The organism is Kitasatospora sp. NPDC092286 (assembly GCF_044755565.1).
Taxonomy (GTDB): domain Bacteria; phylum Actinomycetota; class Actinomycetes; order Streptomycetales; family Streptomycetaceae; genus Kitasatospora.
In genome coordinates, this window is the sequence record NZ_JBIVRD010000055.1 from 1 (window position 1) to 23,125 (window position 23,125).

Below are 23,125 nucleotides of genomic sequence, written 5' to 3' on the forward strand. Positions count from 1 at the left end.
CCCACTTTCATGCCCGGCCGACCAGAAGATCACCCGACCGAGTCGGCAGACTCGAACTCACGCCCACCAGGATCGATAGAGCAACGGCTAGTCAGTGGAACTGAAACGCGGTGAGGTCGCTGGTGGCTTCTGACCTGCTTTGTTTCACGAGTTGAGAGAGCGTATAGGCGTACCGCAAGAGGGCGCTGGTCTGGGCATTTAAGGGACGGTGTGTCAGGGGGAACCTCGTGTGTGGCGTCCGACCTGGAGTGTTTCAAGAGCTGCAACCGCGTTCCGAAGCCAATGAGAACGCTGTAGGGAGCTCTGGTTGTTGGGTTACCGGTCAGCCTGCCGGCCGGGGGAGACGGGCGTCGCAGCGGCGCTGCAGGCCGCCCTCGCCCAGTACCCGGCCCGCCCTGACGACGACCAGGCCGTCGACGAGGACGAGTCGGACGGCCGGGAGCACGGCCTGCTCGGGGACGTCCGTACCCGGGTCCGTCGGCGGGCGGCCGGGCTCACCCTGGACGCCATCGACCGGGCCGCGGTCGTCCTCCAGGAGTGGCAGCGCATCCGCGGCGAGGGCGGTGGGCTCGATCCAGCCGAGCTTGCGCATCCAGCCGAAGTCGACTCTACCGACCACTGCAGAGTTCGCATCGCTTCTGACGTGTGAGAACACGTCGCGTAGACGGCGAAGTGCGCTAGTTTCGTGCCGCATGGAAGACACCTCCCAGCTGCGTCAGGCCGTCCTTACCTGGCTCGAGCAGGCATGCAACCTGCCCTCCGCACCCCAGGCCATCACAGATGTGGCGCTTGCGGTGCTGCCGGAATGGGAGGCCCTGAGCAATGCGGTGGTCAGGGCGGCACCGATATCGGATCACCGTGACCTCTACGGCAAGGGCGACGGCGGCAGGCGTCTGTCCGTGATGACCCGTCACCATCCCACGGTGACGGAACCCGGAGGTCACCACAAGCCGCCCCGCTGTGTGGGGTGGTGGCCCGGTCCCGCCTCGTCCCGTTCGGCCTGCCCGCTCCCGCCTGGCCCCCGTCTGCCCGGCTCGGCTGCGCCTGCCCGTCCCGGCCTGTCCGTGCTGCGCCGGGCCCGGGCCGGTGGTTGCGTTACCGGCTGCTGGTGACGCAACCCTGCTCCGGCTGTCTGGAGGCCCGGCCGGGCTGCCGCTGTGGGTGTTCCCGGGGGTGTTCGCCTGGCCGTCCGGAGCCCTCCGGGGGCCGTCTCGGGGCGGTCCGGGTAATCCCGCGAAGTGACGGACCGCCCAAAAGGCCGCCGTATTCCGCTCACGAATGCGGCCGGTATTTCCTTCGGGTAAGGCCCGGTCTGGCGGGTGCCGGGATTTCTGGTGACAGCCTGCCGGGATTCTCGGTCGCGGTTTCGGCGGGTGGCAGCCGCTCCGGCCCCGGCGGGTGGGCTGTCAAGCCAGGGCGCCCGGCGTGGTCCTCTCAGCGTCGCCGACCCGTTGGAGCAGTTGGGACGTGAGCAGGTCCTGATACGGCTTGAACTGGAACTGCAGCGGTGGAGCCATGTCGCCGAAGGACTCGCCGAACGCGTGCGGTGACCGTGCCAGTCCCAGCAGCACCCGGTCCGCCGTGTCGTCGCCGGCCGGGTGCGGGCCTGAGCCGGCGGCTTCGGGCGCGCTGATGGCGGTGGGGGCGCTCCCGGGCTGCAAGCGCTCCTCGGCTCGGGCGCCGGCAACCATGGCCCGGTCGGCGACCCCGATGCCTCCGACGCCGACTGCCTGCTCACCGTGAACTGGGACAGCACGGTCGACTGGTCGTACGTCCGGGACCGCGAATCCGGCCCCGGCGTCTACCCGCCGATGAAACTGGACGTCCCCGCCGCCTCCGACCCGGTCGGCCTGGCCTGCGCCCTCGAGTACGGATGGCGAGACCGCCGGCCGGATGCCCCACCCGGCCCACTGGGAGGGCGCCGAGCGCCTCGACGAAGCCGTTCGGGCCTGGCGGAACGAGCACTGGACACCAGCGGGGCGGACACCAGCCGCCGGTGCCCGCCCCGCCCCGCCACGACGTGAGGTCCTCGATGCGGGCGGTGCCGGCCGGGACGAGCGTCTCGGTGGCCGGCGGGTCCTGCGACGGCTTCGCGCCCTGCCCAGCTGCCGCCGTGCCGGTCAGGGGGGGCGGCAGCTGTGGCGACGCCCGGTGGTGCCGTTCCCGCGTCGGCCAGGTGTGGTGGCGGTCTCAATGGCGGGCGATCGGTGGTGACTCGGCGTGGTGGGTGGTGGGCCGGTCGGTGATGGTGCCGGGGCCGGGGCGGTGAGTGCGCTCACACGCGGATGCGATGAACGACGACGGCTAGCAGTCCGTTTTGCACCACTTCGCAAGGGGGCTGGGGGGTGTTTGTGCAGGCCGGGAGGGGTGGCGCGCTCCAGACAGGCCCTTCCTTCGAATCGGATCCGGCCTCTTCGCTACGACCGCGGGTCGTAGCGAAGGGGCCTTGGCGAGCGCCGATCCGGTCTGGCAACTTGGCATTCGTCGCCAGCCACACCGGCTCCTGTCCCGCCGGTGAACGGCTTACCGCCGAGTCACGCCCTGCGACCGTTCGGCCCCTGTCCGGCCATGGTCGAGGCGGGGCGTGACACCGGCCCAACCCGATTGAGGTCTTGCTCTTCATGCCCGCTTTCAAGCTCCGTATGCGTACCTCTGCCGTGATTCTTGCCGGTGCCGCCGGTGTGACCGCCCTGGGTGCCGCCGTGGTCCCCACCGTCGCCTCGGCCGCGGACGCCTCCCCGCAGGCCATCGCCGCTCAGATCGTGTCGGCGGACCAGCTGGCCTCGTTCAGCCAGATCATCTCCCACGAGTCGGGCTGGAACGTCACGGCGACCAACCCGAGCTCGGGCTCGTACGGTCTGGGCCAGGCGCTGCCGGCCTCCAAGATGGCCTCGGCTGGTGCGGACTGGAAGACCAACCCGTCCACCCAGATCAAGTGGGCGCTGGACTACATGAACACCCGCTACGGCAGCCCGAACGCCGCCTGGAGCTTCTGGCAGACCCACCACTGGTACTAAGCCGACCATTCGGCTTCCCCTCACCCCGGGGGCCGGACAGGGGCAACCGGAGTGACCCACGAGGGCCTGTGCCCGCGCATCTGCGCGGGCACAGGCCCTCGTGCCGTTTCCCGGCCGTCCGAAACACCCCGATCGGCAGCAGCGTACCCACGCCGGTGCCCGGCAGCGCACCGCCGGGCGTCGCCGGGTGCCGCGGGCGTCGTTCTGCCGGGAGAAGGCGGCCGCCAGCCTTGACGGCCGCCGTCGTCCGGGCCCTGCCGCCGCCCAGGACGACCTGCGGATCGCCGACCGGCACGCCGACACCGGTGACGAGGGCGCCGTCGTCCGGGCCGCGGTCGTCTTCCAGGAGCGGCAGCGCATCCGCGGCGAGGCCGCCACCACCATGCTCAAGTCCTACGGCCCGGACCACGACCTCGGACTCCAGCGCGCCCAGTGCGCAGAGCACCACCGCCAGGACGTTGCCGACCGCGCTCGCGAGGCCGCCCGCCAGGCCCGGCAGAGCGCCGATGTTGCGCACCGCCGCTTTGCCGGGCCCGCCGCCGACCCGCTCTACACCGCTCTCGCCCGCGCGGGCCTCCACATCCTCACCGACCGCGACCACCGGGCCATCCGGGACCTCACCCGCCACCCGATGGCCGGCATCAGCTTGTCGAGTTCGTGGTCGGAGATGAAGCGGGGCACCTTCTGGGGGTACTTGGGGGCATCGCCCGCACCGATCAGGGTGTGGCCGGGAACGTCGGCGTACTGCCAGACGGCGGTGTCCCGGAAGAACTGGGAGAGCCCGGAGATCCGCTGGATCCGCGACATCACGCCCAGCGGCTTGCCGGTCCGCTCCGCAGGAGCCTGGGCGATGTGGCCTATCCAGTCGAGGCAGTGTTCCCGGGTGACGTCGGCGAAGGTGGTGATCTCGGGATGGTTCTCGCCGAGCCATACGCCGAACACCCGCACCGCGAGCTCCAGCTTGTCCACCGTCGACGGAGCATCGGTCAGCTCGCGTGCCGCCAGCCACTTCTGGGCGACCGCCAGCATGCACAGCGGCAGCTCCATCGGCGGGCTTCCATGACGGCATCAGCTTGCGCGGCTGGGCGGCCACCTGGCCGCGACGGAACAGCACGACCTGCAGCTGGTGCAGATGCGTCACCCACTGCTTGGAGGCATTGTCGCGGCAGCTCTGCGCGGAGGGGTACCGTCCCGGCGGGGATGCCCCGCACGATGCCGCGGGGGCGGCTGCTGATCACGTACGGGACATCCCAGCTGGGCGGCGACCGGAACCATCAATGCGACGCCACCGCCGTGTGGACGTCGTCCGCAGGTACGCGGGCCTACGCCCTCCTCGATGGCGTCGGCGACACCCCGGCCGTCCGCACCTGGACCCAGGCCGCCGCCCGCCGCCTGGCCCGCGCCGCAGTCCTGCACGCGGACGCGGAAGCCGGCCTGCGCGCCGAGTACGACCACTACGCCGCAGAGCCCGCCCGGACCGCCGACCACGACCTTCCCACCGCCGCGGCCGTCGTCGTGGTGCACATCCCCGGCGGCCTGCTGTCGGTCGCCTGGTCCGGAGACGCACGCGCCTACCTCCTCCTGGACGGACACCTGCGCCTGCTCACCGAAGACCACAACGCACGCCGGGCCTACGGCACCGACCGGAACCTGATCACCGCCTGCCTCGGAGGAGACCAGAACGACCGCCAGACCGAAGAGGTCTGGGGCCACCCCGCCGTCGAAGTCGTCCGCGGACCGGCCCGGCCGGGCCGACTGCTGCTCGCCTGATGACGGGCGTGTGGATGGAGCCCTGCCCGGCCTGCGATGCCCGCCGTCCCGCAGCCTCCGCTTTCATCCGCTGGCACCGAGACCCCGACCGTGATCCGGAGGGGCTGCCGCAGTTGTTCGGGGAGCGGTATGCACAACCCGGGGTGCGTGGTGGGGTCAGCCTCTGCCGGTGCCGGGCCGTGCGGTCCAGTCGCCGACCGCCTGGTTCACGGTGGAGAACCGCGCACCGTGTTCCTTGGCCCGGCGGATGATCCGTTCCAGGATGCGGATGCGCCCGGCGCGGCCGATGGACTGGGGGTGGAAGGTCTGGGTGAAGACCCCGTGCGGAACCTCCTCCACCATGAAGTCGAGATCCGCCAGCCAGCGGTTGGCCAGCCCCTCGACGTCGGTGGAGGCGGGCATCAACATCGGCGGGGCGAGGGCGAACTCCATGAAGGGGAAGTCGTCGAGGGTCCACGAGACGGGCACCTCGACCAGGTCCAGCTCGCGCCCGAACTCGACGGCCCGGTCACGGTGGATGATGTCGCCGGTACGGCAGCGGTACAGCTCGAAGTCGTGTCCCATCATGCTGCTGTCGTACGTGAACCCGAAGTCCGACAGCAGCCGTGTGGAGTTCGGGGAGAGATCGAACGCGGGCGACCGGTAGCCGGCCGGGCGGACTCCGAGAACCCGGTCGAGAGCGTCGAGTCCACGCTCCAGCACTTCGGACTCGGCGGCTTCGTCCAGGCTGGTCGGCCCCTCATGGGCGTAGCCGTGGTGGCCGATCTCATGGCCGGCGTCGCGAATGCGCTTGCACACGTCCGGGTAGGTGTCGACGTCCAGGCCGGGGATGTACCAGGTGGACGTGACTCCTTCACGCTCCAGCAGATCGAGGATGCGCGGGGTCGCGACGTTCGCCGCGAACTCGCCGCGCGACACATACGTCGGGGTGGACAGGCCCATAGTGCCCAGCCAGACGGAGATGGCGTCGAAGTCGAAGGTCAGGCATACGGTCGGTTTGGACATGGGTCCTCGTCTCCTTGATCGGGATGGTCGGTGGCCGAACGCGGACTCAGTGGGAGGGCCAGGTCCGGTAGCGCTCCGCGCGCCGGCGGCGGTCCGCGAAGGTCGTCGCGGCGCCCGTCTTCCGGTTCTCGGCGAGCCGCTGGAGATCGACATCGGCGACGGCGACCGCGTCGACGTTGGCGGCGGTCTCGGCCAGTACCCCGTTGTCGGGCCAGCCCGCGTCGCACGGGCCCAGGACCGCGCTGCGCGCCCAGGCCCCGGGCCAGGGCCCGCGTGCGGGACCGGCGACACCGGAGTGCACGGTGTAGATCTGGTTCTCGACGGCGCGGGCGGCGGCGCAGTGACGGACGCGCCAGAACCCGGCCTCGGTGATGGTGAGCGAGGGGACGAGGACGATCTGCACACCCTGCTCGGTGAGCGACGCGGAGCACTCCGGGATCTCGGCCTCGTAACAGATATTCACGCCGACGACGCCGAAGGGAAGTTCCACGACCGCCATATCGTCTCCCTCGCCGATACCGAGGGAATTTTCGAGTGGGAAGAGGTGGGTTTTGGCGTGCTCGTGCAGCAGCGCTCCGCCCGGCCCGAAAAGAGGAGCGACGTTGAGCAGGCCGCCATCCCCGGTACGGACCAGATGCGAACCGGCGAGGATGTACTGTCCGCGCTTCGCGGCCTCGCGGGCCATGAGTTCCCGGTACCGGTCGGTGAACCGTACGGTCTCGACCACAGGCTCCAGATCCACAGCGTCGCGCCAGCCGGGAACGGCCGTCATGAGTTCGAAGGTGACCAGTTCGGGCAGCACGACGAGGTCGGCGCCGACCGCTTGGTCGAGCAGATCCCGAAGATGTGCGGCGAACTCCTCGAAATCCGCGACTTCACGGAACGCTGAAGTGCAGCTGGCGATTCTGGGCATCAGGGTCTCCCTCGAGTCCGGTCGATGTCCGCATGCTGTCAGCGAAATCGTCAGAATTCGTCGGTCAAATGACCGACAAGCGGACAACACAGCCCCCGGTTACGATGCCCTGATGAGCACGTATCCGCCCCGTTTTTCCACGGTGATCGCCATGGTGTCCCGCGCGGGCGAGATCCGGGAGCGCCATCGCGGCGAAATCACCGTGCACGCCGGCCTTTCCCGCTATCTGCGCACGGCGGCTCGCATCGGGCTGCCCGCCCCTGTGTGTTTCGCCTGGGACACCGGCCCCGACCCGGCCGTACTCCCCAAGGAGCCCGACACGGGCCATCCCCAGATCCTGCGCGTCCATATCGCACCCGCCGGGCGTCCGTCCGGGGGCTGTCACGTCGAGGTCCGGCCGTTCGCGCCGGAGGAACGTTCCGGACTCACCGGGCGTGAGCTCCAGGTGCTGACCCTGGTCGCCTGCGGACTGACGAACCCCGACATCGCCACCCGCCTGACAGTTTCCCGGCGCACGGCCGCCACCCACGTCGAGCGGCTTCTGCACAAGCTGGGAGTCACCAGCCGCGCCGCGGCGACAGCGATCGCGCTGGACCGTGACCTGTTCACCCTCCCGGTACGGGGCGAGCTGGCGGGCCTCCCGTCGCTCGGCCCGCTGAGGCTGGAGGCGGCGGTACGCGACAACCCCGGGAGCCCGTCCACCCCCGACGCTCCACGACGGCGCGTCACCCGCCCGCGACCCCTGTTGATCGGCGCCGTCTATCCCTCCGCCGGGGACTGGCTCGGTGACGGCCTCAAGATGGAACAGGGCACCAGACTCGCCGTGGACGAGATCAACGAACGCGGCGGTGTAGCCGGCCGCAGGATCGAGCACATCCCGCTCCGGGTCAACATCCAGGACGGCCGGGCGATACAGTACGCGATCGAACGACTCGTCGGCGAGGACGTCGACGCGATCACCACGGGATACACGCTCCAGCGTTCCCGCGATTCACTCAGCGCGCAGTTCCTCCCCGCGGCCTCCGCGGGCTCTCCCCTACTGCACCATTCGACGTCGGCGAGCGCCGCCGATCTCATCGCCGAAGAGACCGACACGTTCAGCAACGTCTTCCAGGTGTGCGGCCGGGAGAGTGTCTACGGAACCGGCTTCGTCCGTATGCTCACCACGCTGCGCGACTCAGGAGCGTGGCGCCCCGCCTCGAACAGACTTCAGGTCTTCGACACCGACGACACCGATATGACCACGTTCACCCCGTCCGCGATGGAAGCGGCCGAACGAGCCGGATGGCGGCCGGCCGTCGAACACATCAATTCCTTCGCGCCTGACTGGACCACCGTCATCAGCCAGATCCGCGACCTGGACCCCGCCGCCGTCATGATCGCCCACTTCGCCACGGCCCAGATGGCGGCCTTCGTACGCGAATTCCGGCGCGATCCGTCCGACGCCCTGCTGTACGCCCTGTACTCGCCCTCGGTTCCCCAATTCCTCGACCAGGCCGACGGCCGCGCCGAGGGAATGCTCTGGGCGACCGTCAGCGGACTGTACGGCGACAACTTCGGCCATCAATTCGAGCGACGGTTCCTCCGGCGCTTCGGGAGCACACCCGGATTGTCCAGCGCGGGAATCCGCTACGACATGATCCACCTACTGGCCGCCGCATGGTCACAATGCGACTCGCCCCACGACACCGAAGAGGTCAACCGCGTCCTGCGCCGCATCGTCCATCGCGGGGTCAACGGCTCCTACCATTTCGGCTCTCCCGACCAGACCAACCTGGTCTACCCGGACCAGACGACCGACCCGTCCATCGCGCAAGCCCACCTCGTCTACCAGGTCCAGGACGGCCACCATCACATCATCGCCCCCACGCCGTACTCCACCGCGCCCTTCCGGCCGGTGGCCTGAGACCGCGACCGCCTCCGGACCGCGCCGGAGCTGCCCGGTGTGGGCCGGGGTCGGGTCGGAAGACCCGATCATGCCGCCCGCGCAACGGGACGCGTTCACCGCCGAGATGCAGGCCGCGGGCGTCGACTGGCGCCTCGTGGTCTACGGCGGAGCCTTGCACGCCTTCCACTACCCGCCGGTCGACCACACCGTGCTCCCCGGCGTCGGCCACCACCCACGGCACGCGCAGCGGGCCTGGCGCGACGTCGTCGACCTGCTCGCCGAGTGCCTGCCCGTGACGGAGTGATCTGGTCAGCAACCGCGATTCCGGGCCGCGAACCAGGCCGGTCGACTCGGGGGCTTCTTCGTGCAGCAGGTCGGTGCCGTCGATACGGCTGCCCAGCAGGCGGACCCAGCCCAACAGGAAGCCGTTGATGCTCTGGTGGGTCCGGTGCTTGGCGCCGCAGGCACGCTCGCGGTCGAAGGCCAGGAAGCGGAGGTAAGTGGCGAAGTCCGCTCGGGATTCCACCTGCTGCCAGGAGCCGATGTTTCGGGATGCGGGCACATCGAGAGACTACGAGGCCGCTGGCCTGCGTTGGGACGGACCGGATCAACTGAGACGACACCCGGCATCCAGGCTTCCGGGACCAGATAGCCTGAGATTTTCGGCGTCCGGGCGTCTCAAGTGATCTGGTCGCCGCAGGTCACAGCCCTACTCGCAGAGCAGACCATTTGAGACGGGACACCCCCTGTCGCGAGGGGTGCTGTCGTGCGCTGTGACCTGGGCGGACGCCTGCTTTCCCCGTGTGTGGTCGGGGCGCTGAACACCTCGTCCATGGCGGCGCAGAAACCGCTCATATTGCGGTGCTCGACCATGACGCCCTTGGGGCGGCCGGTGGAACCGGACGTGTAGATCACGTACGCGAGGTCGGCGGGGCCGGCCGCCGGGTGCGGCGGGCCGGACGGGTGGCCGGTGAGGTCGAGTCGGTCCACCTCAAGGACCTCGGTGCATTCCGGGACATCCGACGGCCGGGCCGAGGTGGACCGGACGAGCACGAACGCGGCCGAGGCGTCGCCGAGGATGTACGCGGTGCGCTCTGTAGGGGCGCCTGGGTCGAGCGGCAGATACGCGCCGCCCGCCTTGAGCACCGCCAGCAGGGAGATCACCAGCTCCGGAGAGCGGAGGAGGTACAGCCCGACCAGGGTCCCCGGTCCCACCCCTCGTCGGCGCAGCGCGCGGGGGAGAGCAGCGGCAGCCGGTCCACCGGGGTGTCCGGGGCGGCGACCGCCGCCCGCAGCACGGTCCGCCACTCGTCGAGGAGGCGTTCCGCGGTGTCCCGGTCGTAGAGGTCGGTGGCGTACTCCAGTCCCGCGCGTAGGCCGTCCGGGCAGTCCTCGGTCAGGGCGCCCGTCGACAGTCCGGGCAGCGCGAACCCCTCGGTGGGGGTGTTCTGGAGGATGAACATGTGCTGGAAGAGGGGGCTGTGACTGAGCGACCTCTCCGGTTGCAGCACTTCCACCAGCTGTTCGAACGGCATCTCCTCGTGGGCGAATCCGTCCATGGTCACGGTCCGCAGCCGGTCGGTCAGCTCCCGGAAACTGGGGGAGCCCGCGGTGCTCACCCGCAGCACCAGGGTGTTGGCGAAGAAGCCGATCAACGGCTCCATCTCCAGGGCGGGCCGTCCGGCGACGGGCGTCCCGATCGTCAGGTCCTCGGTGCCGGAGCGGCGCGACAGCACAACGATCCAGGCGGCCAGCAGCACCATGAACAGCGTCGCCCCGGACTCACGGGCGAGTGCGTGGACATCGCCCAGGAGCTCCCGGTCGAGATGGCAGTGCTCGACCGCCCCGCGGTAGGACTGGGTCGGCGGCCGGGGCCGGTCGGTGGGCAGTTCCAGCCGGGCCGGCGCGCCCGCGAGCCGGTCGCGCCAGTAATCGACGGTGTCCTGGAGCTTCCCGGAGGCGAGCCGGGCGTGCTGCCAGGCCGCGCAGTCCGCGTACTGGACGGGGAGTTCGGGGAGCGTGCCGGGGGTCGAGCCGGTGCGTGCGCCGTAGAGGGTGAACAGTTCCCGGAAGATCACCCTCTACGGCGCACGCACCGGCGCGACCTGGAGCACCTCCCCGAAGGCCTTGGCGACCGACTTCTCGGTGTCGGTCGTCGGCTCGGTGTAGCAGGCACCCTCGGGCCTTTGATACGGGCCGGGTTCGGGAAGCCGCTTGCGTTCGACCTTGCCGGCGTTGGAGAGCGGCAGCGCGTCGAGTGGGACGAAGACCTGGGGGGTCATGTGCTCGGGCAAGGTGCGCCGGCAGTGCCGGCGCAGGTCCCGGCGTCCACCGTGGCCCCCGGCTGCGGGACCACCCAGGCGATCAGCTGCTGTTCGGCGCCGTCGGTGCCGTGCAGGTCCACGACGGCCTCGCGAACGGAGGGGTGGGCCATCACCCGGTTCTCGATCTCGCCGGGTTCGACCCGGAAGCCGCGCACCTTGACCTGCCGGTCGATGCGGCCCAGGTACTCGATCTCCCCGTCGGCCCGGAAGCGAGCAAGGTCCCCGGTTCGGTACACGCGCTCGCCCGGCGCCCCGTGGAACGGGTCATGCACGAAGCTCGCCTCGGTCAGCTCCGGCCGGTTCAGATAGCCCCTGGCGAGGCAGGGGCCGGCGACGTGCACTTCGCCGGGCACCCCTGCGGGGACCGGGGTACCCAGGGCGTCCAGCAGATAGATCCGGACGTCGTCGATGGGGCGTCCCACCGGCGGCAGCGCGGGCCAGCCGGTGACCGGGCCGGTGAGTGTGAGAGCCGTGACGACATGCGCCTCGGTCGGTCCGTAGTGGTTGTGCAGAACCGCCGGGACATGGGTGAACAGCGCGGTCAGCTGCGGGGTCACCCGTAGCTGTTCTCCGGCCACGAAGACATCCCGCAGTGTCATGGGCCACTGCTTCGCGGGCCGTGGCCACCTCCGCCAGCTGCTGGAACACCACATAGGGCAGGAACAGTCGGGTGATCCGCTTCCGGCGATCTGGTCCCAGACGGCTGGCCGGACATCAGGTCGTCGGCAGCGACCTGAGCCCAGTCGCCGCCGCGCGCGCTGCCGTCGAGGCGGCGGCCCGAGGCGGCAGGCCTCCAGCGGCTGCGGCCGACATGCGCCGACTGCCGTTCGGTGACAAGGTCTTCGACGTCCTGCTCTGCTCGGACAACTCACTCCCGCACTTGCTCTCCGGGCAAGATCTCCGGGCGGCACTCCTCGGCATGAGACGGGTGCTCCGAGACGACGGACTGTCGATGATCACTATCCGGGCCTATGACGAGGCGCGCCAGACCAAACCCACGGCGACACCTCCCCGTGAAGCACTGGCTGCGGCCGCCATCGGCCGCTTGCCGTTGATCGAAGCGCGCATGCTCGCCTGGCTGGCCTGCCAGGCCGCCGCCGCGCAGCAGGCGACCGTACGGCAGCTTGCCGGACTTCCGGGCCCGGCGGGTCGGCCGATCGGCGTGAAGGAGGCCGTTCAGATCACGTGCGACCTCATGGACACGGGCCTTGTCGTCGTGCCTGGCCTGACCGGTGCGGGGCTCGACCAGCCGCTGCCCGTCTTCACCGCCGGCTACCGGCGCCCGGAGACGAAGGTGGTCGAGAAGCGGGTGGAGATCGTCTCGACCCGGCATGGCACGCTGCGGATCGTCGGCACCATCGGCCTGCTCAGGATTCCGGCCGAGCTCCCGGACGATCTCCGCGGGCGGCTTCTCGCGCTCGGCGCTGAGTTCCGGCGGATCGTCACCACCGGTCCGGGCGACCTGCCGGAGGTGATCGAGCGGCACCAGCGCAAGGCCGACGCCCTGCGCGAGTGGGAGCGGCACCCGCTCGGCAACGAGCGCGTGCGCACCGAGGCCGACCGCGCCCAGTGCGCCGCCGACGCCGCCCGCCAGCAGTACGCCAACCAGCAGGCCAAGCAGCGCACGAAGAAGGCGAGGACCGGCTGACGAAGCGGCCTGGTTTCCGCCGGGCCGCGCAGACACCGGTGGCGCGATCCCCGGTCACGGACAAACCGGGAGGACAAGGCCCCTGATCGGGGTATTCCGGGCGGGACAAGGTGCCTGGTCAAGGAGTGGGACAAGGGGGCCGGTCAGACGGCGGACAAGGGGGTGGTGTGCAGTGTCGGCGACACCCGGGCGCTCGCCCGGGTGCCGGGGCCGGCCACCGCTGCTGAGGCCTCGCTGCGCCGGCGGGGCGCCCGGACCCACGACCTGTGGCTGTGGCCGACCGTCTACCCGCAGACCGGCCGTGAGGGGCTGCTGCCGGTCGCGCTGGTCCTGGAGGCCGGCCGCAAGCGCCCCCGGCGACCGGGCAGCAAGCCGTTCACCGCCGAGGGCGGTCCGGGGGTGTGCGGAGGTTCGCGTCGTGCGGTCAGGCGGTGACCCGTTCGGTCCGCTCCGCCTGGAGGCCGGCGGGCCGCTCGGCGGTGGCGGAGGTGTTCTCCCGGGGTGCGGGGAGCACGGCCATGATCACGCCGGAGATCACGACGGTCGCCGCCCAGGCGAGCCCGTACCTGCCGACGGGGGTGTCGGAGAGCGGGCCGGCGAACCAGTCGCACTTGGTGAAGGCGAGCCCGATCAGCAGCGCGAGCACCCAGGACGTCATCGCCTGCCAGCAGAAGCCGCCCGCGTACCAGTACCGGCTGTTCCTGCTGGTGTCCATCAGCGCGGCGGCGTCGTAGCGCACCGCACGCGACCGGCGCCGGAACATGTCCACCGCGTAGACGCCGATCCAGGCCGAGAAGGAGACGGCGAGCAGGATCAGGAAGGTGATGAAGGAGCCCAGGAAGCTCTTGGCGACCAGCATCAGCAGCAGGCCGCCGACCAGCGAGATCACGGCGTTGATGCTGACGGCCAGGGCGCGCGGCAGCCTGACGCCCATGGTCTGCGCGGTGAAGCCGGCCGAGTACATGGAGAGGCTGTTGATCAGCAGCATGCCCACGATCGCGGTCAGCAGGTAGGGCACGGCCAGCCAGGTCGGCAGCAGGTCACCGAGGAAGGAGACCGGGTCCGCGGCCTGCGCCAGGCCGGGCGAGGCCACCGCCATCACGGCACCCATCAGCACCATCGGGACCATCACCAGGCCGGCACCGGAAACCGTCACGCCGACGATCTTCCTGCCGGAGGCGGCGTGCGGCAGGTAGCGGGCGAAGTCCGGGCCGGTGGGGACCCAGCTGATGCCACCGGCGGCGATGGTCCCGATGCCGGCGATCATCATCGCGGTGGTACCCGCGGGCTTGGCGAAGACCTCGCTCCAGTTCATGGTCGCGACCAGGTAGCCCAGCACCAGCACGCTGAAGATGCCGAAGAGGTACGTCGACCAGGTGTTGCAGACGTTCAGTGCCTTCCGGCCCATGCCGGAGACCAGGAAGGTGCAGGCGACGAAGGTGAAGAGCGTGATCACGATCAGCGCGGTGTTGCTCTTGACGCCGAAGAGCAGGTCGAGGACCGTCAGTACGGCGTAGGCACCGGTGACGGCGTTGATCGTCTCCCAGCCGAACCGGGCGATCCAGAGGATCGCGCCGGGGAAGAGGTTCCCGCGCACCCCGAAGGTGGCCCGCGAGAGGGTCGCGCCCGGTGCCCCGCCCCACTTCCCGGAGACCGACAGCACGCCGACCATGCCGAACGAGACGAGCGCGGCACACGCCGCGACGATCAGGACCTGCCAGAAGTTCAACCGGTTGAACACCACCAGGGCGGCGCCCATGGTGAGCAGCAGGACGCTGATGTTCGCCGCGACCCAGGTCGGGAAGAGCTCGCGGACTCTGCCCCCGCGCTCGTGGTCGGGGACGGGTTCGATACCGCGTGTCTCTATCGCGCCGCGGGTGTCGGCGTCGGACGGGTTGTCCATGAGGGTGGCTCCGTGCGTGTGAAGCGGAGATGAATCGGACAAATGGAATATTCATGGAACTCTTCGCGCGTAGCGCGGGAGTTGAGTCATCCTACTTTGTCCACTTCGCTTCCAGCGGGGGGCGGTGGGTTCGCTGACCTCGAAGTCAGGACGCGGCCAGGGACTCCAACCCGTCGAGGCTGTAGCTGGTCACCTTCACGAGGCCTGCCCGGCGGGCGAGGGCGAGGGCCCGGGTCCAGTAGTCCCTCGCGGCGTCGGTCCGTCCGGAGCGGGCGTGCACGGTGGCGGTCACCTGCAGCGCCACCGCGGCGGCGCTGTGGTCTCCGAGTGCTTCGGCGATGGACAGCGCCTCGGCCAGGGTCGCCAGGGCGTCCTGCCGCCGGCCGAGGGCGGCCAGGGATTCGCCCAGGCTGGTCAGTGTCGTGGGTACCAGGGAGGGCAGCTCGCGCCGGAACACCTCGGTGTACCGGCGGAGGATCCGCTCGGCCTCCTCGGCGTTCCCCGTCGCCAGGTGCAGCTTGGCCAGGGTGCACAGGGCCACCGGGTTGTCCCCGCCGTCGACGCTCCGGAAGAGGGCGATGGACTCGTGGGCGGCCGTGATGCCCTCGGTGAGCCGACCCTCCTTGAGGAAGGTCAGCGCCCTGACGAGCAGGACCATGGCCAGGCCCTCCTTGACGTCCTCCTCGGCATAGACCTCCTCCGCGGTGTTCAGGTGCGCCAGGCACCCGGCGTGGTCCCAGTTGTGGCCGGAGATCGTCGCGAGGACGACGTACAGGCGGGCCTCGGCCCGCCGTGCCCCGTGTGCCCGCGCGAGGTCCAGCGCATTTGTCACGAGGGGGCCCCAGTGGCCCTCCCACCAGTAGCTGGTCCCGTAGCCGGTGAGCAGGCCGACGATCTGCCAGGCCGGTTCGGGGCGGCCGGAGGCGCCCGCCCGGCGGACGGCTGTCCGGATCGCCGGCATCTCCTGGCGCAGCCAGGCCAGGGCGTCCGTGGGAGAGGCGAGTCGGGGCAGCGGCGCGGGGGAGGGGGCGAGCCCGTCCACCGGTTCGGTGTCGCCCCAGTAGGGGGTGCTGAGCGTGCCGGCGTGGTGGACCGCGCGGGCGTACCAGGCCAGCAGGCGGTCATGCGCGGCCGCTTGGTTCTGCGAAGGTTCCTGGGTGCGCGCCAGTTCCGCCGCGTAGCCGGCGACCAGATCGTGGAGGACGTAGGTGTGCGGGGCGGGTGACTGGATCATCTGGGCGTCGACCAGGGTGTCCAGCAGGTCGAGGGTGCGGTCGATCGGCTCGTCCAGCAGGGCCGAGGCCGCTTCGAGGGACAGCGGGAAGCCCGGCCACACTCCCAGCAGGCGGAAGGCCCGGGCGGAGCCCGCCTCCCCGGCACCGTCGTTCTCCAGGAGCGTCTGGTAGCTCATGGCGAACGCGGCCCGCACCGACGTGTCGTCCGCGGTCAGCAGTTCCAGCGTTTGCGGTGCGTCCTCCAACCGGTCGGCGAGCACGCTCAGCGGCCAGCCCGGGCGGTTGGCGATCCGGCCGCCGGCGAGGCGGATGGCCAGGGGCAGACCGCCGCACACGGCCAGGATGCGTCGGACGGCCTCGGGCTCGGCCGCGACCCGGTGCTCGCCGCACACCAGGGCGAGCAGGTCACGGCCTTCCGTGCCGAGCGGCCGCAACGGGATGCGGACGGCGTCGAGTTGCCCGGACGGGGCCCGGCGGGTGGTCACGATCACGGCGGACGGCCCCGCCCCGGGAATCAGCGGGGCGATGCGGGTGAGGTCGTGCGCGTTGTCCAGCAGCACGAGGACGCGGCGCCGGGCCAGGTGGTCGCGGTACAGGGCGGCCCGGTCGTCGAGGTGGTCGGGCAGGCAGCTCCCGCTGACGCCCAGGTCGGTGAGGAACCGTGCCAGGACGTCGTTCAGTTCGCGCTCGGGGCCGGTGCCGTAGCCGTTGAGGTTGACGTACAGCTGTCCGTCCGGGTACGCCTCCCGCAGGAGGTGGGCCGCGTGCACGGCCAGGGTGGTCTTCCCCAGGCCGCCCATGCCGTAGACCACCACCACCGGAACGGTTCCGACGAGGTCCGCCGGGGTGCCCTCCGACGGCGCGCGGAGCGCGGCGGTCACCTGGCCGAGCTCGCGTTCGCGTCCGATGAGGACGGAGGCGGTACGGGGCAGTTGGTGCGGGGCGCGCACGGCCGTTCCGGGAGCGTGCGGTGAGGAGTCCGTGGCCAGGAGTTCCCGATGGGCCTCCCGCACCAGGCTGCCCGGGCTGACGCCGAGCTCCTCGGCGAGTGCCGCCCGCAGCACCCGGTGGACCTCGAACGCCTCCGCGGTGCGACCGCAGCCGTGCAGCGCCAGCATGAGCTGGGCGTGGAACGCCTCGTGGAGCGGGTGTTCGGTGGTCAGCGCGGTCAGCTCCGCGACCAGGTCCCGGTGCCGGCCGGTGCGCAATCCCGCGGTGAAGGTCCGCTCCAGCAGGGCGAGGCGGGTCTCGCGCAGCTGAGTGGCCCGGGGGGAGCCGATGAGCGCCGGTACGTCGCCGAACGGCTCGCCCCGCCACGGCGCGAGGGCCCTCCGCGCTTCCGCCGTGACGGCCGGCCAGTCCTGACGCTCGTGCGCCTCGCGCACCCGGTCGGCCGCGGTGGTGAAGGTGATGAGGTCCAGTTCGTCCTGCTCCACGGACAGCAGGTAGCCCTGGCGTGCCGATCGCAACCGGGTGCCGTACGAACCGAGTGCCGTTCGCAGCCGGTTGACGTGGTTGTGGAGGGACGCGACCGCCGTACGGGGCGGATTCCCGTCCCACAGCAGGTCCACCAGGGAGTCGACCCGGACGGCTTCGTCGGGTGAGCAGAGGAGCAGGGCCAGGAGCGTGCGCACCTTCGGGCCGGTGATTCGCAGCGGCTGTCCGTCGTGTTCCACCTGCAACGGCCCGAGCAGCCCGAACCGGATTCCCATGCCAGCACCCCCGGTAATGACGGACGGTCACATCGATCATGGTCGCTGTTATCGACATATTAGATGGCTGTGAGCGGGCGGAGTAACGATCAGCACATCCGTCCGGTCGGGGGTGAACGGACCGCGGTGGCTCGCTCCTCCTCGCTCCGGTGACGTGCGAACTCCCTGGAGACCACACATGCGCACCACCAGCCCAGCCCTCCGCGCGGCGTCCCTCCTGCTCACCGCCGGTCTCGCCGCGCTCGCCCTGGGATCCGCCCCGGCGAACGCCGACCCGGGCCCGGGAGTCGAGTACGCCTCACCGGGGCAGGGCGAGGCCCGCGCCCTGTCGACGGCCCTGGCGGCCGGACCCCGGATCAGCCGCTCCGAGGTCCTGTCCCGGGCCCAGTCCTGGGTGTCACTCGGCCTGGACTACAGCTGGTCCGCCTACCACGACGGGTACCGTCAGGACTGCTCCGGCTACGCCTCGATGGCCTGGAAGCTGGGCACCCCCGGCCTGGACACCACCAGTTTCATCCCGAGCGGAGTCGCGTCGAGGATCGGCAAGGAGGACCTCCGGCCGGGCGACGCGCTGCTGAACGACGCCGCGGGCAAGGACGGCCACATCGTCCTGTTCGACCGCTGGGCCAACGCCGCGCACACGTCCTACCTGGGCTACGAGTTCAGCGGGAGCGGTGTCCACCACCGCACCATCCCGTACCCGTACTTCCCCGAATACATCAAGGGCAACGGTTACGCCCCGGTCCGCAACAACAGCATCGTCGACGACACCACCCCGCCGCCGGACCCGCAGGTGCCCGCGTCGTCACTGGTGTCGGGGAAGGTGGCGACCGTCTACAACCCGGACACGAAGACCGCCGAGGCGTTCGCCATCGACACCGACGGCCATATGCGCCACTCCTACAGCACCGATCGCGCCGCCTGGTCGGCCTGGCTCGCCATCGACGACTCGTTCGTCTTCACGGGCAGTCCGACGGCGGTCTACAACCCGGTCAACAAGGTGGCCGAGGTGTTCGCCACCGGCGCCGCCGAGGGGATCATCTCGCACTCCTACCTGTTCAACGGCGGCGCGCAGTGGAGCAGCTTCCGGACCATCGGCGACGGGTTCAGGTTCGGCGGCAGCCCGGCGGTCGTGTACAACGCGACGACCAACGCCATCGAGCTCTTCGGCATCGGCAAGAACGGCGTGCTGAACCACACCTACAACCTCAACGCCGGCGCCTACGACGGCTGGGAATCCCTCGACAGCAACAAGAAGTTCGCCGTCGGAACGCCGGCCGCCCTCTACAACCCCGACACGAAGACCGCCGAGGTGTTCGCCACCGGCACCGACGGCACCGTCGTCCACAACTGGTCCACCGCAGGCGGCCACTTCCAGGGCTGGGACAGCACCAACTTCACCGGCTTCACATTCGCCTCCAACCCGGCCGTGGCCTACAACCCGGTGAACAAGGTGACCGAGGTGTACGCCGTCGGCGGCGACGGGGTCATGTCCCACAACTACCTGTTCAACGGCTCCGCCTGGCACGGCTGGGAGACCCTCGACGAAGGCTTCCGGTTCGGCGGCAGCCCGGCGGCCGTGTACAACGCGACGACCAACGCCATGGAGGTCTTCGGCATCGGCAAGGACGGCGTGCTGAACCACAACTACAACCTCAACGCCGGCGCCTACCAGGGCTGGGAGTCCCTCAACACCAAGTGGGCGTTCACCGGCACCCCGTCGGCCCTCTACGAGCCCGACGCCCGCTCCGCCGAGGTCTTCGCCATCGGCAGCGCCGACGGAAAGGTCTCCCACTCCTACACCGCCGACGGCAAGCCCATGAGCCCCTGGTACACCATCGACGGCGTCCGGGCCAAGACCGGCTGACCTCGGGCGACCACCGGTCGACCCCACCGCCCGGGCCGCGGTCCCCCGGGCCGCGGTCCGGGCACGGCGTCCGGCCGGCTGCAGAGGGCGGCGGCGCGGCGGGTTGTCACCGCAGGCCGACGGCGCCCTGACTGTGCGTGCCGGCGGTGTTACGCTCCAGAGAGAAGAGAGAGCTGACTCTCACTTGTTGGCCAGGGATGCCGTTCGTCCGTCCCGGGCCTGGACGTGCAGGAGAGGGCGGTTCCGCCAAGCGTTCACTGCTCTTGTGGCCTTTGGCCGGCGAGGAGAGACCATGACCGCACCCGCACCGCAGTTACCCTTCGAGCGCCCCAACGCCCTGGAATTGGCGCCGCTGCTCGCGCGTCTGCGCGAGGAAGGCCCGATCACGCGGGTGACCACACCCGCCGGTGACCCGGCTTGGCTGGTGACCCGTTACGAGGAGGCCCGGGTGGTCCTGGGCGACACCCGGTTCTCCCGGCTGCGCCCCGATTCCGAGGACGCGCCGAGGATCTCGGAGTCGGCGCTGCACACGCGCCCCGCCCCCACACCCGAGGAAGAGGACCGCGAGCACACGCGGATGCGGCGGATGCTGACGCCCGCGTTCAGCGCGCCGCGGATGCGCCGGCTGGGCGGGAGGATCGGGGAGCTCGCCGCATCCTGCCTGGAGACGATGGACGAGGAGCGTTCGCGGGATCCGGAACGTGCCGTCAACCTGCATGACCACCTGTCGTTCCCGTTGCCGGTGATGGTGATCTGCGAGCTGCTGGGTGTGCCGGTCGCGGACCGGGACCTGCTGCGCGGCTGGTCGGAGCGGATCGGCGCGCTGTACGACGGGGCCGACGGGGCCGCGGCCATGGCCGAGTTCGAGGCGTACGTGGCCGCCATCGCCGAGGAGAAGCGCAAGAAGCCGGGGCAGGACGTGATCAGCGACATCCTGGCCGTGCAGGCGGAGGACCCCTCGTTCACCGAGGGGGAGATGACCCGGCTGGCGGTGGGGCTGCTGTTCGCGGGCCACGAAACGACGTCGGCCCGGATCGACCTGGGGGTCCTGTTCCTGCTGAGCGACACCGGCCGGCGGGACCGCTTCGTCGCCGACCCGGAGGTGCTGGCCCGCGCCACCGTGGAGGAGGTCCTGCGGATGTCCGCGCCCGGTGGGCTGGGCCTGACCCGCTACGCCCGCGAGGACGTCACCGTCGCGGGGACCGCGATCGCGCGGGGCGAGGCGGTGCTGGTGGCGATCAACGCCGCGAACCGGGACGGGCGGGCGTTCGAGGGGCCTGACACCTTCGACCCGTCGCGTTCCCCCAACGCGCACCTGGCCTTCGGGTACGGCGGTCACTACTGCATCGGCAACGTGCTGGCACGCACCGAGATGCAGGTCGCGCTGACCGCGCTGTTCCGGCGCTTCCCCGGCCTGCGGCTGGCGGTGGACGCGCGCAGCCTGCGCGACCACTCCGAACGGCTCGCGGGCGGCCTCGGCGAGGTCCCGGTCCTGTGGTGAACGGGGAGCAACCGCGCGAGTGGTCTGTCGCGCGGGTGGAGGCGGACACCTCGCGGTGCGTGTCGTCGGGGCAGTGCGCGGTGACCGCGCCGCTGGTGTTCGACCAGGACGAGGCCGGGCAGGTCGTCGTGCTCGCCGCCGAGCCCGGCGGACGGGCGGCGGAACAGGCCCGCCAGGCGGCCGCCATGTGCCCGGCCTCGGCGATCCGGCTGTATCCGGCGCCCTAGCGGCTGGTGGTGCCGGTGGTGCCGGCGGCCCGGCGGGGCGGCCGGCACCCACCTCGGCGTCAGGGGGTGCGGGTGCGCAGCGCGGGGGCGGGACAGGGCAGCGGGCTGGCCCCGGCGGGGGTGAGGCCATCGAGGACCAGGGCCAGGTACCGGCGCCAGCCGTCCTCGCGGGGCTCCATCGTCCACAGCACCGAGACCAGCATGACGACGATGCGGTGCAGGTCGTCGGGTACCAGGTCGGCGCGGATCACGCCCGCGTGCTGACCGCGCGCCAGGAGAGCGTCGAGGGCGGCGAAGAACTCCTGTCCGGTCGCCGGGGTCAGGACGCCGGCGGCGCGGGCGGCGGCCAGCACGTTGTAGTCGCCGGCCACCGATTCCAGCGCCGCTTCCAGCACGCTGGCCAGTCCGGACGCGGGGTCGGGGGCGTGGGCGGCAGCCTGGATGACGGGACGGACGTGCCCGCCGAAGCGCTCGTCCAGTACGGCCCGCAGGAGCGCGGCCTTGTCGGGGAAGCGGCGAAAGAGCGTGGCGGCGCCGACGCCGGCCCGGCGTGCCACCTCGTCGAGGTGGGCGTCGGGGCCTTGTTCGGTGAAGACCTCCCGGGCAGCCCGGATGATCTTTTCCGCGTTGCGGGCGGCGTCGGCGCGCAGCAGCCGGGGGGAGTCGAGGGCCATCCGGGCAGCCTATCCAAGGGCCGGCGGAACGGCGCCGGACGGCCGGGGATACGGGCTTGCCCCCGGCGGCCTGGCCGCCGCACCCCCTCCGTGGCTCAGGCGTCCAGGTGGGTGGGCGCGAACATCCGCAGCACGGCGGGCAGGACAGCACGTTGGGGCCCGCAACAGCTCGGCCAGCCGGAGCAGTTCGCCGCTGGCTCCGGCGCGGACCACGCCGCCTCCGGCCAGGATCACCGGGCGCTCGGCCTCGGCCGGCAGCACCGCCGCCTCGGCGATCAGCTCCGGGCGGGGGCCGGCGGCCGGGGTTCGGCGCGCAGCCCGGTGACCGGCGGTACGGTCACCGGCGCGAGCCGGACGTCCTGCGGGATCTCCACCCACACCGGCCCGTACGGCGCGCTCAGTGCCGATTCCCAGGCGGCGGCCAGCGCGGAGGGGATCTGCGCGGAGGTGCGTGCGGTGTGTACGGACTTCGCCACGTCGCGGAAGCTGGCCTGCTGGTCGACGAGTTCGTGCAGTGTCGGCGGCGCCCGGGTGAGTGCCCGGGTGCCGGGGCCGGCCACCGTGCCGACCCCGGTCGACCGTTGACGGAAGGCCAACTCGATGACCGCCACCGCGCTCGCCCAACCCGATCCCGACGACGGCGGCCAGGGCACCGGCCACGTTCCGGACCGGTCGGCGCAGGCCTCGCCCGGCCGGGACAATCAGCCCGCCACCATCCCCGCCGGCACCTCCGCCCCCACCTCCACGCCCCCAACCCCGCAGGGTCGCATTTCCGCTGGTCAGGTGCCCCGGACAAGGGTTTCGGGCCGTGGCGACAACCCTGCTGCCTCCTCCGCTGTCGAAGACAGCGGAGGAGGACGGTGGAAGCGGGGATCGACAGCACCGGTCCGGGGCGCCGTCCTCATGGCGCTCGCCCTGTTCCTGCGAGCCACCGCCCGCGAACTGTGGCCGCTGGTCCCGCCCCACCAGCGCAGCGACAAGTCCATCCGCGACGCCCCGGCCGACCTGAAGACGGTCGGGCGGGTCCGCGAGGAACTGCGCCTGTCCGACGGCCGCAAGCTCTGGTGCCTGACCACGGCCGGACGCCGCGAAGCCGCCACCCTCCTCCCGGCCGGTACCAAGCTCGCCGCGCTGCGCCCGGCGAAGGAGGGCCCGTCGACCGCGTACTCCGAGCACGCCCTGGACGTCGCCGCCGTCGCCGGCCTGCTCGCCAGGGCGGGCATCGGGCACCTGGCCGCGTTCACCGTCATGAAGGCGCACCTCGCGCAGGTGTGAGCCGCAGGGCGGCCGACATCGGCGGCCCCGAAGGCTTTTGCCGAGCGGCTTCACGCGACAGGAACTGTCCGGCGCCGCGTTGGCGCGCCGGGAGGGACCGCCGTCGGCTCACCGGACAAGGGGATGGCCCTGCCGGGGAACGTGGCACAACCCCGGCCCCGATACG

General features: G+C 71.2%; 21 protein-coding genes and 2 pseudogenes. 10 read left to right on the plus strand and 13 right to left on the minus strand.

What is annotated here, in order from left to right; genetic code table 11:
• Nucleotides 1-322 precede the first annotated feature (322 nt).
• Together ACIQIB_RS35685 and ACIQIB_RS35690 are read right to left on the minus strand one after the other, a co-directional pair.
• Nucleotides 323-619, minus strand: coding sequence for a hypothetical protein (locus tag ACIQIB_RS35685; RefSeq protein ID WP_400763126.1), 297 nt, complete (start codon nucleotides 617-619; stop codon nucleotides 323-325).
• A gap of 787 nt (nucleotides 620-1,406) precedes the next feature.
• Nucleotides 1,407-1,661, minus strand: coding sequence for a hypothetical protein (locus tag ACIQIB_RS35690; RefSeq protein WP_363614859.1), 255 nt, complete (start codon nucleotides 1,659-1,661; stop codon nucleotides 1,407-1,409).
• Between the two features lie 981 nt (nucleotides 1,662-2,642).
• On the opposite strand from ACIQIB_RS35690, the gene ACIQIB_RS35695 reads away from it, so the two are divergent.
• Nucleotides 2,643-3,017, plus strand: coding sequence for a transglycosylase SLT domain-containing protein (locus tag ACIQIB_RS35695; RefSeq protein ID WP_363614857.1), 375 nt, complete (start codon nucleotides 2,643-2,645; stop codon nucleotides 3,015-3,017).
• Nucleotides 3,018-3,566: 549 nt separating this feature from the next.
• Here ACIQIB_RS35695 and ACIQIB_RS35700 read toward each other — a convergent pair.
• Nucleotides 3,567-4,064, minus strand: coding sequence for a hypothetical protein (locus ACIQIB_RS35700; RefSeq protein WP_400763128.1), 498 nt, complete (start codon nucleotides 4,062-4,064; stop codon nucleotides 3,567-3,569).
• Nucleotides 4,065-4,217: 153 nt separating this feature from the next.
• On the opposite strand from ACIQIB_RS35700, the gene ACIQIB_RS35705 reads away from it, so the two are divergent.
• Nucleotides 4,218-4,787: a mucin-2 gene (locus tag ACIQIB_RS35705; protein WP_400763130.1), complete on the plus strand. Its 570-nt coding sequence runs from the start codon at nucleotides 4,218-4,220 to the stop codon at nucleotides 4,785-4,787.
• 156 nt (nucleotides 4,788-4,943) lie between these two features.
• Here the strand turns inward: ACIQIB_RS35705 and ACIQIB_RS35710 are convergent, their stop codons facing one another.
• On the minus strand, nucleotides 4,944-5,792 hold the full coding sequence (locus ACIQIB_RS35710; protein ID WP_400652379.1) for a polysaccharide deacetylase: 849 nt from the start codon (nucleotides 5,790-5,792) through the stop codon (nucleotides 4,944-4,946).
• Between the two features lie 46 nt (nucleotides 5,793-5,838).
• Nucleotides 5,839-6,705: a nitrilase-related carbon-nitrogen hydrolase gene (locus ACIQIB_RS35715; protein WP_400763132.1), complete on the minus strand. Its 867-nt coding sequence runs from the start codon at nucleotides 6,703-6,705 to the stop codon at nucleotides 5,839-5,841.
• A gap of 151 nt (nucleotides 6,706-6,856) precedes the next feature.
• Here ACIQIB_RS35715 and ACIQIB_RS35720 point away from each other — a divergent pair, with 151 nt between their 5' ends.
• Together ACIQIB_RS35720 and ACIQIB_RS35725 are read left to right on the plus strand one after the other, a co-directional pair.
• Complete coding sequence (locus ACIQIB_RS35720) at nucleotides 6,857-8,611, plus strand: ABC transporter substrate-binding protein (RefSeq protein ID WP_400763185.1); 1,755 nt, start codon at nucleotides 6,857-6,859, stop codon at nucleotides 8,609-8,611.
• Nucleotides 8,595-8,897 (plus strand): annotated as a pseudogene (locus ACIQIB_RS35725) (dienelactone hydrolase family protein); the annotation flags it as partial. The gene ACIQIB_RS35720 and the pseudogene ACIQIB_RS35725, both read left to right, overlap by 17 nt.
• A 374-nt stretch (nucleotides 8,898-9,271) precedes the next feature.
• On the opposite strand, the gene ACIQIB_RS35730 reads toward ACIQIB_RS35725, so the two are convergent.
• The 4 genes from ACIQIB_RS35730 to ACIQIB_RS35745 are packed head-to-tail and all read right to left on the minus strand — an operon-like array spanning nucleotide 9,272 to nucleotide 11,516.
• The gene (locus ACIQIB_RS35730; protein ID WP_400763134.1) at nucleotides 9,272-9,808 is read right to left on the minus strand and encodes an AMP-binding protein; all 537 of its coding nucleotides are present in this window, start codon (nucleotides 9,806-9,808) and stop codon (nucleotides 9,272-9,274) included.
• On the minus strand, nucleotides 9,754-10,671 hold the full coding sequence (locus ACIQIB_RS35735; protein WP_400763136.1) for a condensation domain-containing protein: 918 nt from the start codon (nucleotides 10,669-10,671) through the stop codon (nucleotides 9,754-9,756). Before ACIQIB_RS35735 ends, ACIQIB_RS35730 begins: the two co-directional genes overlap by 55 nt.
• Nucleotides 10,672-10,674: 3 nt before the next feature.
• Nucleotides 10,675-10,875 (minus strand): hypothetical protein, encoded by a 201-nt coding sequence (locus ACIQIB_RS35740; RefSeq protein WP_400763138.1) that lies wholly within the window; start codon nucleotides 10,873-10,875, stop codon nucleotides 10,675-10,677.
• Nucleotides 10,872-11,516: an AMP-binding protein gene (locus ACIQIB_RS35745; protein WP_400763140.1), complete on the minus strand. Its 645-nt coding sequence runs from the start codon at nucleotides 11,514-11,516 to the stop codon at nucleotides 10,872-10,874. Before ACIQIB_RS35745 ends, ACIQIB_RS35740 begins: the two co-directional genes overlap by 4 nt.
• 71 nt (nucleotides 11,517-11,587) lie before the next feature.
• Between ACIQIB_RS35745 and ACIQIB_RS35750 the strand changes: the two genes are divergently transcribed.
• Together ACIQIB_RS35750 and ACIQIB_RS35755 are read left to right on the plus strand one after the other, a co-directional pair.
• Entirely contained in the window at nucleotides 11,588-12,565 is a 978-nt protein-coding gene (locus tag ACIQIB_RS35750; protein WP_400763142.1) for a class I SAM-dependent methyltransferase, read from the plus strand.
• 162 nt (nucleotides 12,566-12,727) lie between these two features.
• Nucleotides 12,728-13,000, plus strand: a complete 273-nt coding sequence (locus tag ACIQIB_RS35755; RefSeq protein WP_400763144.1) for a hypothetical protein — start codon at nucleotides 12,728-12,730, stop codon at nucleotides 12,998-13,000.
• Here the strand turns inward: ACIQIB_RS35755 and ACIQIB_RS35760 are convergent.
• Nucleotides 12,990-14,468 (minus strand): purine-cytosine permease family protein, encoded by a 1,479-nt coding sequence (locus ACIQIB_RS35760; protein ID WP_400763146.1) that lies wholly within the window; start codon nucleotides 14,466-14,468, stop codon nucleotides 12,990-12,992. The two genes, ACIQIB_RS35755 and ACIQIB_RS35760, sit on opposite strands and share 11 nt — an antisense overlap.
• 145 nt (nucleotides 14,469-14,613) lie before the next feature.
• Nucleotides 14,614-17,415 carry a BTAD domain-containing putative transcriptional regulator gene (locus ACIQIB_RS35765; protein WP_400763148.1) on the minus strand — a complete coding sequence of 934 codons (2,802 nt, stop codon included), beginning with the start codon at nucleotides 17,413-17,415 and terminating at the stop codon, nucleotides 14,614-14,616.
• A gap of 178 nt (nucleotides 17,416-17,593) precedes the next feature.
• Between ACIQIB_RS35765 and ACIQIB_RS35770 the strand changes: the two genes are divergently transcribed.
• The 3 genes from ACIQIB_RS35770 to ACIQIB_RS35780 all read left to right on the plus strand — a co-directional run bounded on the left by ACIQIB_RS35770 (nucleotide 17,594) and on the right by ACIQIB_RS35780 (nucleotide 21,010).
• Complete coding sequence (locus ACIQIB_RS35770) at nucleotides 17,594-19,282, plus strand: hypothetical protein (protein ID WP_400763149.1); 1,689 nt, start codon at nucleotides 17,594-17,596, stop codon at nucleotides 19,280-19,282.
• Between the two features lie 292 nt (nucleotides 19,283-19,574).
• Nucleotides 19,575-20,783, plus strand: coding sequence for a cytochrome P450 (locus ACIQIB_RS35775; RefSeq protein WP_400763151.1), 1,209 nt, complete (start codon nucleotides 19,575-19,577; stop codon nucleotides 20,781-20,783).
• Between the two features lie 35 nt (nucleotides 20,784-20,818).
• Nucleotides 20,819-21,010 carry a ferredoxin gene (locus ACIQIB_RS35780; protein ID WP_400763187.1) on the plus strand — a complete coding sequence of 64 codons (192 nt, stop codon included), beginning with the start codon at nucleotides 20,819-20,821 and terminating at the stop codon, nucleotides 21,008-21,010.
• Nucleotides 21,011-21,069: 59 nt separating this feature from the next.
• Here ACIQIB_RS35780 and ACIQIB_RS35785 read toward each other — a convergent pair whose 3' ends face one another.
• Nucleotides 21,070-21,684, minus strand: a complete 615-nt coding sequence (locus ACIQIB_RS35785) for a TetR/AcrR family transcriptional regulator (RefSeq protein WP_400659417.1) — start codon at nucleotides 21,682-21,684, stop codon at nucleotides 21,070-21,072.
• A gap of 144 nt (nucleotides 21,685-21,828) precedes the next feature.
• Nucleotides 21,829-22,199 (minus strand): annotated as a pseudogene (locus ACIQIB_RS35790) (thiamine pyrophosphate-binding protein); the annotation flags it as partial.
• A 388-nt stretch (nucleotides 22,200-22,587) separates the two neighbouring features.
• On the opposite strand from ACIQIB_RS35790, the gene ACIQIB_RS35795 reads away from it, so the two are divergent.
• On the plus strand, nucleotides 22,588-22,959 hold the full coding sequence (locus ACIQIB_RS35795) for a hypothetical protein (RefSeq protein WP_400763153.1): 372 nt from the start codon (nucleotides 22,588-22,590) through the stop codon (nucleotides 22,957-22,959).
• Nucleotides 22,960-23,125 lie beyond the last annotated feature (166 nt).